Origin of the sequence: Mesorhizobium sp. M1E.F.Ca.ET.063.01.1.1 (assembly GCF_003998155.1) — a bacterium.
Classification (GTDB): Bacteria; Pseudomonadota; Alphaproteobacteria; order Rhizobiales; family Rhizobiaceae; genus Mesorhizobium.
Window position 1 is genome coordinate 1 of the sequence record NZ_RZSC01000190.1, and the last position, 9,273, is coordinate 9,273.

General features: G+C 65.2%; 9 protein-coding genes and 2 pseudogenes. 7 read left to right on the forward strand and 4 right to left on the reverse strand.

Annotation, left to right across the window (positions count from 1 at the left end; translation table 11 throughout):
• From EOA29_RS15625 to EOA29_RS15635, 3 genes and pseudogenes are all read left to right on the forward strand, one after another.
• Nucleotides 1–277: pseudogene (locus EOA29_RS15625) on the forward strand (UPF0280 family protein); the annotation flags it as partial.
• Nucleotides 270–854: an amino acid synthesis family protein gene (locus tag EOA29_RS15630; RefSeq protein WP_126090699.1), complete on the forward strand. Its 585-nt coding sequence runs from the start codon at nucleotides 270–272 to the stop codon at nucleotides 852–854. The pseudogene EOA29_RS15625 and the gene EOA29_RS15630, both read left to right, overlap by 8 nt.
• Nucleotides 851–1,312 carry a MarR family transcriptional regulator gene (locus EOA29_RS15635; protein WP_126095665.1) on the forward strand — a complete coding sequence of 154 codons (462 nt, stop codon included), beginning with the start codon at nucleotides 851–853 and terminating at the stop codon, nucleotides 1,310–1,312. The genes EOA29_RS15630 and EOA29_RS15635 overlap by 4 nt, the downstream gene beginning before the upstream one ends.
• On the opposite strand, the gene EOA29_RS15640 is transcribed toward EOA29_RS15635, so the two are convergent.
• Both EOA29_RS15640 and EOA29_RS15645 read right to left on the reverse strand, forming a co-directional pair.
• Complete coding sequence (locus EOA29_RS15640; protein ID WP_189478905.1) at nucleotides 1,313–2,968, reverse strand: hydantoinase B/oxoprolinase family protein; 1,656 nt, start codon at nucleotides 2,966–2,968, stop codon at nucleotides 1,313–1,315. It lies immediately after the preceding gene.
• 283 nt (nucleotides 2,969–3,251) lie between these two features.
• Nucleotides 3,252–4,574: a DUF3422 family protein gene (locus EOA29_RS15645; RefSeq protein WP_127221110.1), complete on the reverse strand. Its 1,323-nt coding sequence runs from the start codon at nucleotides 4,572–4,574 to the stop codon at nucleotides 3,252–3,254.
• Between the two features lie 207 nt (nucleotides 4,575–4,781).
• Here EOA29_RS15645 and EOA29_RS15650 point away from each other — a divergent pair, with 207 nt between their 5' ends.
• From EOA29_RS15650 to EOA29_RS15660, 3 genes are read left to right on the forward strand one after another with little or no spacing between them, the layout of a single operon-like run.
• Nucleotides 4,782–5,585 (forward strand): FCD domain-containing protein, encoded by an 804-nt coding sequence (locus tag EOA29_RS15650; RefSeq protein WP_126092589.1) that lies wholly within the window; start codon nucleotides 4,782–4,784, stop codon nucleotides 5,583–5,585.
• 23 nt (nucleotides 5,586–5,608) lie between these two features.
• Nucleotides 5,609–6,745 (forward strand): alpha-hydroxy acid oxidase, encoded by a 1,137-nt coding sequence (locus tag EOA29_RS15655; RefSeq protein ID WP_126092588.1) that lies wholly within the window; start codon nucleotides 5,609–5,611, stop codon nucleotides 6,743–6,745.
• Nucleotides 6,746–6,803: 58 nt separating this feature from the next.
• A complete protein-coding gene (locus EOA29_RS15660) occupies nucleotides 6,804–7,574 on the forward strand; it encodes a metallophosphoesterase (RefSeq protein ID WP_126092587.1) in 771 nt (256 codons plus the stop codon).
• Nucleotides 7,575–7,626: 52 nt separating this feature from the next.
• On the opposite strand, the gene EOA29_RS43790 is transcribed toward EOA29_RS15660, so the two are convergent.
• Nucleotides 7,627–7,758 carry a hypothetical protein gene (locus tag EOA29_RS43790; RefSeq protein WP_281061079.1) on the reverse strand — a complete coding sequence of 44 codons (132 nt, stop codon included), beginning with the start codon at nucleotides 7,756–7,758 and terminating at the stop codon, nucleotides 7,627–7,629.
• A 353-nt stretch (nucleotides 7,759–8,111) separates the two neighbouring features.
• Nucleotides 8,112–8,810 (reverse strand): type 1 glutamine amidotransferase, encoded by a 699-nt coding sequence (locus tag EOA29_RS15670; protein WP_127221111.1) that lies wholly within the window; start codon nucleotides 8,808–8,810, stop codon nucleotides 8,112–8,114.
• A gap of 85 nt (nucleotides 8,811–8,895) precedes the next feature.
• Here EOA29_RS15670 and EOA29_RS15675 point away from each other — a divergent pair.
• A pseudogene (locus EOA29_RS15675) lies at nucleotides 8,896–9,273 on the forward strand (hypothetical protein); the annotation flags it as partial.

The window sequence follows — 9,273 nt, forward strand, 5'->3', positions numbered from 1 at the left end:
TCTGCCTGGACATCCGGCGATCCGTCGCGTGCCTGCGCGTGATCTGGCGCCCGACAGCGATCTCGGCGACCGGCTGGTGACGCAAGGCGTCGGCGCGCTTTCGCCTCGCGAAGTGGTCCGGGCGCTGGACAACGGCCTTGCGGTCGCCGAAGATTTTCGCCGGCGCGGCTTGATTGCCGCATCGGCGCTGTTTCTTGGCGGTCAGACCCGCGTCAGTGGTTCCGTGGCGCTGGCCGCGCCCAACAATCATAAGGTGAAGGAAACTGCCCATGCCTGACTTTCCGATCCGCAAGGTCGCGGTTCTGACCGAAGAGATTTTTCACGACGGCGGCCCTGTGGCGAAAGAACCACGCCTGCGTGCCGCTGCTCTTGCCGTGGTCAAGAACCCCTTCGCTGGCCGCTATGTCGAGGACCTGCAAGGCGCGATGGAAGACCTGAAGCCGCTTGGGCTCCTGCTCTCCGACAGGCTGATCGCGGCGCTCGGCGGCGATGTGAAGAAGATCGACGGCTATGGCAAGGGCGCCATTGTCGGCACGGCGGGCGAGCTGGAGCACGGCGCGCTGTGGCATGTGCCGGGCGGCTATGCCATGCGCGAACGGTTGGGCGACGCCAAGGCGATCGTCCCGTCGGCAAAGAAGGTCGGCGCCTTCGGCTCGCGGCTCGACGTGCCGCTCGGCCACATCAACGCCGCCTATGTGCGCAGCCATTTCGACGCCATGGAGGTCGGCGTCAGCGACGGGCCGCGTCCCGACGAGATCCTGTTCTGCCTCGCCATGTCGTGCGGCCCGCGTGTTCATGATCGCATGGGCGGCCTCGCAGCCGGGGACATCAAGGCATGGGACGGCTTGAGATGAGCGGCGAGGACAATCTGCTGCGGCTGGTAGAGGCCGAAGAGCCGGACGAAAACAATTACCATCTGCAGGATCAGGTCGGCTTCATCCTGCGCAAGGCGCATCAGCGCCATGTCGCGATCTTCGCCGCCCACATCGCCGATCTGACGCCGCCGCAATTCGCGGCTTTGGCCAAGCTCTACGATATCGGCGAGACCTCGCAGAACCAACTCGGCACGCTGATCGCCATGGATGCCGCTACGGTGAAAGGCGTCATCGACCGGCTGAAGGCGCGTGGTCTCGTCGAGCTTTCCAAGCACGAGGTCGACAAGCGGCGGCTGCTGGTCAATCTGACGCCGGAAGGCCGCGAGGCGATCGAGCGGCTGATCCCGCTCGCCCGCACCATCACCGAGGAAACGCTGGCGCCGCTGACGACAAAGGAAGCCGCGACCTTCCTGCGGCTGCTGGCGAAGCTGGCCTGATCATTCAGCCGGGGCGGACCCGAACATCTCCCTGGCCTGCTCCGGCGTATAATAGCCAAGCCGGACATCCTCGGCGATCAGCCTCGGGTCGCGCTCGCTGGGATCGCCATAGCCGCCGCCGCCGGGCGTGCCGACGCGCACGCGGTCGCCGGCCTTGAGCGCTATGTCCTGTTCCTTGGAAAGATGCGGTGGCACATGCGCTTCCCCGCCCCTGAACACGGTTACGCTGTTCGGCGCCCCGTCCCTGCCGCCGAGCGCGCCCTGCGGTCCGAAGCGGCCGTGATCCATGACGAAGGACGCGCGCGCCTCGCCGCGCAATATCTCCACCTCATAGGCCAGTCCGAAGCCGCCGCGATGCTTGCCGGCGCCGCCCGAGCCTTCGCGCAGCGCATAATGCCGGTAGAGCACCGGAAAGGCCTGCTCCATGATCTCGACCGGCGGCGACTTCGAAATGCCGATGGTCGAGCAACCATTGCTCAAGCCGTCATGGCCGGCATTGCCGCCATAGCCGCCGCCCGAGATCTGGTACATGACATAGTCGCGCCCACGCGCCGGATCGTTGCCGCCGAGCGCGAAATTGCCGCTGGAGCCGGCGGGTGCCGCGGTCACCTTCTCCGGCAACGCCTGTACCATCGCTGCGAACACTGCCTCGGCGATGCGCTGCGAGACCTCCGCCGCGCAGCCCGACACGGGGCGCGGATATTTGGCGTCGAGGAAGGTGCCTTCCGGGCGCTTGACGTTCAGCGGCTCGAAGGCGCCGGCGCTGATCGGCACTTCCGGGAAGATATGGCGCATGGCGAGATAGACGGACGACAAGGTCGTCGCCAGCACGCTGTTCATCGGCCCGGCGCAAGGTTTCGACGACCCGGCAAAATCGAAGGTGAGCGTGTCGCCCTTCTTCTCGACGGCCAGATTGATGGTCAGCGGCTCGTTCACCACCCCGTCGGAATCGACGAAGGCCTGCGAGCGGTAGACGCCGTCCGGTATAACGGCGATCGAGGCGCGCATCTGGTCGGCGGCGCGGCGGCGCAGCTCAGCAATAGCCTCGACGACAGTTTCGTCACCGTAACGATCGAGGATTTCGCTGAGCCTGTCCTGTCCGATCAAGAGCGCCGCCGCTTGCGCGCGGATGTCGCCGATGCGCTGGTCGGCGACGCGGATATTCGAGCAGATGATGGCGTAGATCTCCGGATCGAGCACGCCCTTCTTGAACAGTTTCACCGGCGGCAGACGCAAGCCCTCCTGCTCGACGGCGATAGTGATGCCGAGATTGGTGACGCCCGGCTGGGCGACGACGACGCGGTTCGGGTAGTCGATCGCGACGATACGGTTGAAGCGGCTCATCACCAACAGAACAGCATCCTCGAGCGGCAGCGCGCCGCCGGAAAGCGAGGTGCCGGAGCCGCGCGGCACGACGCGGATGTTGCGCTCGTCGCAGTATTTCAGCACGCGCGAGACCTGCGCCACCGTCTCTGGCAGCACCACCACCAGCGGCAATTGCCGGTAAGCGGTGAGGCCATCGGTTTCGAAGGCGCGCATTTCATTCGCCGTGTCGACGACACCCTCGCCCGGCACGATGATGCGCATGTCGGCGACGATCTCGGCGCGCCGGTGCATCGTCCCGGCATCTGGCTTGGGCATGGCAAGGCCGGACATCGGCACTTCCTCCGCTCGACTGGTCAAAATCTTTTACCAGCTAGGGCGGTTCCTTGCAAACGCTGCTTTTGTCGCAATGGACGACGGGCGTGGCCCAAGCTTCCGCAGCGGCAATCTGCCGCTGGCTTTCTCCCCCCCTTGGGGGGGAGATGTCGCCGAAGGCGACAGAGGGGGTCGCCGCGCGTGAAGCGCCAGCTTCCGTAGCCCCGCAAGCGTCGGCGCTCTATGTGAGACGACCCCCCTCTGGCCTGCCGGCCATCTCCCCCTCAAGGGGGGAGATTACTTATTCGCCGGGGTGCTTTGCCGGCTCGGAGTGCATGCGTCGCACACGGCGCACAGCCCACCAGACGAGCAGCACTGCAACCGGCACCGAAGCCGCAGTGACGACTTCCGGCGCGACGGTGTGGCCGAAGATCGAGGCGCCTTTGGCGAGATAGCCGATTAGGCCGACGACATAGTAGGACACGGCGGCGACCGAGAGGCCTTCGACGGTCTGCTGCAGTCGCAATTGCAGCCGGGCACGGTTGTTCATCGAGGCGAGCAGGTCACGGTTCTGCTTCTCGACCTCGACATCGACCCAGGTACGCAGCAGCGTGGTGGTGCGGGTGAGTTTTCGCGACAGATTGGCCTGGCGCTCCTCCACCGAGCGGCAGGTGCGCATGGCCGGCGCCATGCGCCGTTGCAGGAAGCCGGCCCAGGTGTCGTAGCCCTGCACAGGCTCCTCCTCCAACGCCTCCAGCCTTTCGCTGACGATACCGTCATAGGCGCGGCTGGCGCCGAAACGGTAGAGACTGGAGGCGGCGTCGGCCTCCAGCTCGGCGGCAAGCTCGGTGAGGTCGGCGAGCAGCGTCTGGCTGTCGCGGGTCTCGGCCGCCTTCATTTCCAACGTGGTCTGGGCCAGCCGGTCCTCGATGCGGCGGGCGCGGCCGGACAGCGTCAGCGCCAGCGGCAGGCCAAGCATAGCAAGCGTCCGGTAGGTCTCGATGTCGATCAGCCGATGCGACAAGGCGCCGGTGCTCGCCGGCGTCAGGCCGCGGTCGAGCACCAACATGCGGGTCAGGCCATCGCCGTCCTGACGGAAGTCGGTGATGATGGCAGCCGCGCCCCGCTCGACCAGCGAATAGCAGAGGCTGGTCGGGTCAAAGCCGGCGATCAGCTTCTCGCTCGCCTGCGTCCACTTGCGGATTTCGAGCCGGATGCCGGAGATCACGGTTCCGGGCGGCGAGAAGCCGTTGCCGAAGGGCGAATCCTCCTGGCCCCGACCGTTCTCGGCGAGCGGCCCTTCCCAGAGATAGGTCGAGAATTCGGTGTGCCGCTCCCAGCGAACCGTGCCCTTGCCCCATTTCATGGCATGGTGACGGGCATGGCGTTCGGGCGCCGCGATACCGAGGCGCCGCGACAAGTCGGACAGCACGGCATGGTCGACGGCGGCGCCGCCCTCGGTCATGAAGGAGAGCTGGATGAGCACACGCGGCTTCTCGACCAGCGGATGCGGCCGGGCATGCACCTCGCCCAATGCGCCGGGCCGCCCCTCATGCGCCGGAAAGCCCATGACGCTGCCTTGGGCGCGCGGCTGGAATTCGAGGTTGGACGTCTCGTCCGACACGGCTGGTCCCCCTTGTTTCGGCCCTTCGTGCAAGCCCGTCCTCTTGCGGCAATCAGCATTGCACGTAAACAGCAAATTTAGCAGGCATGAATGGGACGGCGCGGCCGCGGAGTCTACCGGATCCGGCGAATTGGATAAATAATTTGACCAGTTGGCGGCAGTGGCTTTAATCTGCGCGACATCCGTCCCATTCCCAGGCGCCCTCCGTTGAGCGATATCTTCTCCAGGATCGAGCATTCGCGCACCGCCGACGAGGTGCTGCAGCAGATCGAGAACCTGATCCTGGAAGGCGTGCTGCGTACCGGCGACCGGCTGCCGGGCGAGCGCGAACTGGCGCGGCAGTTCGACGTGTCGCGGCCGATCCTGCGCGATGCGCTGAAGGCGCTGGAGGGACGTGGGCTGCTGACGACCAGGCCGGGCGGCGGCACTCATGTCGCCGACGTCATCGGCCAGCTTTTCACCAAGCCGGTGACCGACCTCATCTCCACGCACCGCAAGGCGGTGACCGATTATCTGGAGTACCGGCGCGAGATCGAAGCGGTGGCCGCCGAATACGCGGCGCGGCGGGCGACGCCCGAGGATCTGGCGCTGCTCGACCGCATCATGGCGCGCATGGACGAAGCGCACCGGACCGGCGATTTCGACGACGAGGCGGACATCGACGTCGAGTTCCATCACGCGGTCTGCGAATGCGCGCATAACATCATCCTCTTGCACACGCTGCGCTCGTGCTACCGGCTGCTCTCCGAGGGCGTGTTCCAGAACCGGCTCCTCGTGTTCACCGTGCCCGGGGCGCGCGACGCGCTGCTTCACCAGCACCGGGCAATCCATGCCGCGATCAAGGCGGCCGACCCTGCCGCCGCGCGCAAGGCCGCGATGGACCACATCACCTATGTCGAGCGCTCCATGGCGGAAGCCGAGCGCAGCGGCGACTGGCAGCGGGTGTCGCGGCTGCGGCTCAGGCAGCGCTCGGAAGCCGGCGACATCGAACCAACACGCAAACGCTCCTAAGCATCGATCAAGCGGGGACCACCATGAGCGAAATTCTCACCATCGCCGACCTCAAGGACCTGGCGCGCCGCAAGGTACCGAAGATGTTCTTCGACTATGCCGATTCCGGCGCCTGGACCGAGAGCACCTACCGCGCCAACGAAGAGGATTTCGGCAAGATAAAATTCCGCCAGCGCGTGCTGGTCGACATGAGCAACCGCTCGCTGGAATCGACCATGATCGGCCAGAAGGTGGCGATGCCGGTGGCGCTGGCCCCGACCGGCCTGACCGGCATGCAGCATGCCGACGGCGAGATGCTGGCGGCGCAGGCGGCAGAGGCGTTCGGCGTGCCGTTCACGCTGTCGACGATGAGCATATGCTCGATCGAGGATGTCGCCTCCGTCACCAAGAAGCCGTTCTGGTTCCAGCTTTATGTGATGCGCGACAAGGATTTCGTGCTCAACCTCATCGATCGCGCCAAGGCGGCGAAGTGCTCGGCGCTGGTGCTGACGCTCGATTTGCAGATCCTCGGCCAGCGCCACAAGGATGTGCGCAACGGGCTGTCGGCGCCGCCCAAGATGACGCTCGCCAACATCATCGACATGGCCATCAAGCCGCGCTGGTGCCTGGGCATGGCCGGCACGCCGCGTCGAACCTTCCGCAACATCGTTGGCCATGCCAAGGATGTCGGCGACGTCTTTTCGCTGTCGTCCTGGACGACGGAGCAGTTCGATCCGCAGCTTTCGTGGAAGGATGTCGCCTGGATCAAGGAGCGTTGGGGCGGCAAGCTGATCCTGAAGGGCATTCTCGACAAGGAGGACGCGCTGATGGCGGCCGAGACCGGCGCCGACGCGATCGTCGTGTCGAACCACGGCGGACGCCAGCTCGACGGCGCCGCTTCTTCGATTTCGGTGCTGGAGGAGATCGCCGATGCGGTCGGCGACAGGATCGAGGTGCATATGGACGGCGGCATCCGCTCTGGCCAGGACGTGCTCAAGGCGCTCTGCCTCGGCGCCAAGGGCACCTATATCGGCCGGCCCTTCCTCTATGGACTCGGCGCGATGGGCAAGGCGGGCGTCACCAAGGCGCTCGAAATCATCCGCAAGGAGATGGACATCACGCTGGCGCTGTGCGGTAAGCGTTTGGTAACCGACATGGGCAAGGACCAGCTGCGACGCTAGGGCCTATTCATCGATCCGCGCTAGTTTCCCGTGATTACGACACGGGAAGACGCATGCCTTGATTGAGACCGGCATTCATTATCTCGACGCTCGCGGGCCGGACGGCATGCGGCTCTATGCGATCGGCGACGTGCATGGCCGCCATGACCTGCTTGCCGCGATGCATCGCCGGATCGAAAGCGAGCTGGAATATGCACCGTCATCCGATTGGCGCATCATCCATCTCGGCGACTATGTCGACCGCGGACCGGATTCCAAAGGCGTCATCGATTTCCTGATCGAGGCAAGAGAGCGCGACCCGCGCAATCTGACGCTTGCCGGCAATCACGACATCGGCATGCTGGAATTTCTTGCCGAGCCCGACGCGGACGGCCTGTTCATGCGCTATGGCGGTATCCAGACCGCGGCGTCATACGGGGTGAAGCTCTCGACCGGCAGCAGCTGGTTCGGCAGGCCGGACGAGGTGCTGGCGCACGGACACGCGGCATTGGTCGAAGCCTTGCCGCAAGCCCATGTCGACTTCCTGCGCTCGCTGTCCTTTTCAGTGACCTTCGGCGACTTCTTCTTCTGTCACGCCGGCATCAGGCCCGGCATTCCGCTCGAAAGCCAGAGCCCGCAGGACCTGATCTGGATCCGCGACGCCTTCCACGACCACCCCGGCCTTCACCCGAAGGTGATCGTGCACGGGCACACACCGGTGCCGGAGACCGAGGTTTTGGCCAACCGCGTCAATGTCGACACGCTCGCCTGGCAATCGGGAATGCTGAGCGCCCTTGCCGTTAACGGCGGCGACAAGCGTATCGTGACCGTGCAGGGAAAGGCGTTCTAGCCATGATCCCGGCTGTGGGGTCAGCTTTCCGTTTGTCGGGAAGGATCAGGCTTTAGCGAAGCGCGGCGGTGACGCCGTAGCCGTCAACGGCCTGGTGATTGTTGGCTGCATCGGCGGCGTAGATGCCGAGGCCGCACACGATGATGGCAGACAGCATAACAAAGGACAAAAGCGCTGCTTTCACGGACGTCATCTCTGGTTGAGCTTTCTGCATCTGTGCACGAGGCGGTTACCAATGCGTTGAAACGATAAAATGCGTCTCAATGTTTCGACGATTTCGCGCTTCTAGGCAGATTCTGTATCGCCGGTGTGTCGCGCAGATCACACAGAAGGTTCATTGCGGTTGCACGAACGATACAGGGCGGGCGCCTTCTAGGATGGCGAGCGAGCACAGGCCAAGGACGAAGCAGGTTTTCCCTAGGCGGAACTGCCGTCGCGTGCCAATTATGTCACGCTTGGCGAAACGATCGATGAGATAACTCAAGCGCGTCGCGTGTCGTTTTCCCAAAACCGCTGCGCACTTTTGGGCGACACGCGTTAGATCGTCGCCACCCAGGCGCGGGCGATCGCCAGGCCCGCGGCGTCGGCGTCGGGCCCGCTGCGGGCCATATCGTCGTCGAGCTTGCCGGCCCAGTCGGGGTTACGCTCGGCAATCGTTGCCGCGAAGGACGTGCTCCAGTCGCGCACCAGCGGGCGGTCGGCCTCGAAATGGAACTGGAAGCCGTAGACGGCGCGGCCGATGCGAAAGGCCTGGTTCGTGGCGACCTCGTTGCCGGCGAGCCGGACGGCGGTTTCGGGCAGGTCGAACGTGTCGTCGTGCCACTGGAAGATCGGGAATTCTTCTGGCAGCGCGCCGAGCACGGGATCGGCCTTGGCTTCCCTCGTCAGCGACACGCCGCACCAGCCGAACTCAACCGCCCGGCCGATGTGGTTTTCGGCGCCAAAGGCGCGGGCGACGAGCTGGCCGCCGAGGCAAATGCCGAGCACCGACCGGTCCCTGCCGGCGAATTCGCGCGTCAGTTCGAGCAGAGCGGGAAAATAGGGGTAGTCGTCGTCGGCCAGCGCATTCTGCCCGCCGCCCAGCACGACCATCGCATCGTGCCCGGCCGCGTCCTGAGGCAGCGGGTCACCCTCATAGGGACGCCGCAGGTCGAGCTCGGCGCCGGCCTCCTTAAGTGCGGCGCCGACCTGGCCGAGGCCGGTGTTTTCGTAGTTCTGGACCACCAGCACCCGCATGAGAATCCTGCTGACATGAAATTCCAAGGGCGAGCGATATCATGCCGCCCGCATTTCAGCCAAGGTGCGTGCCGGAGAGAAAGCTATGCCACTGCAGAACCGGGTCGATCCGTTCGGCGCCATCCACGCCGTGCCCGAGCGCGGCCTGTTCATGGGCAATCGCGGCATCATCCACGACCCCGAGACGAAGACGCTTCTGAAGAAGCGCTGGGCGTTACAGGCCTGGATCATCTGCGTCTGCGAGTTCCGCAGCGTCCAACGCGAGCCGATGGGCCGCAACCGCCAAAGTGACGGCCAATTGGGGGGCAAAGCCGGCTGGACCGAGCTGTTCTTCCTCGACGAGGTCACGGCATTGGCCGCCGGCCACCGGCCCTGCTTCTTTTGCCGGCACGGAGCGCATAGGCGGTGTCGTTGTCGGCCACCATCGAGCCATCGGGCAGGTTGCCAAGCTCCACTGCTGCGA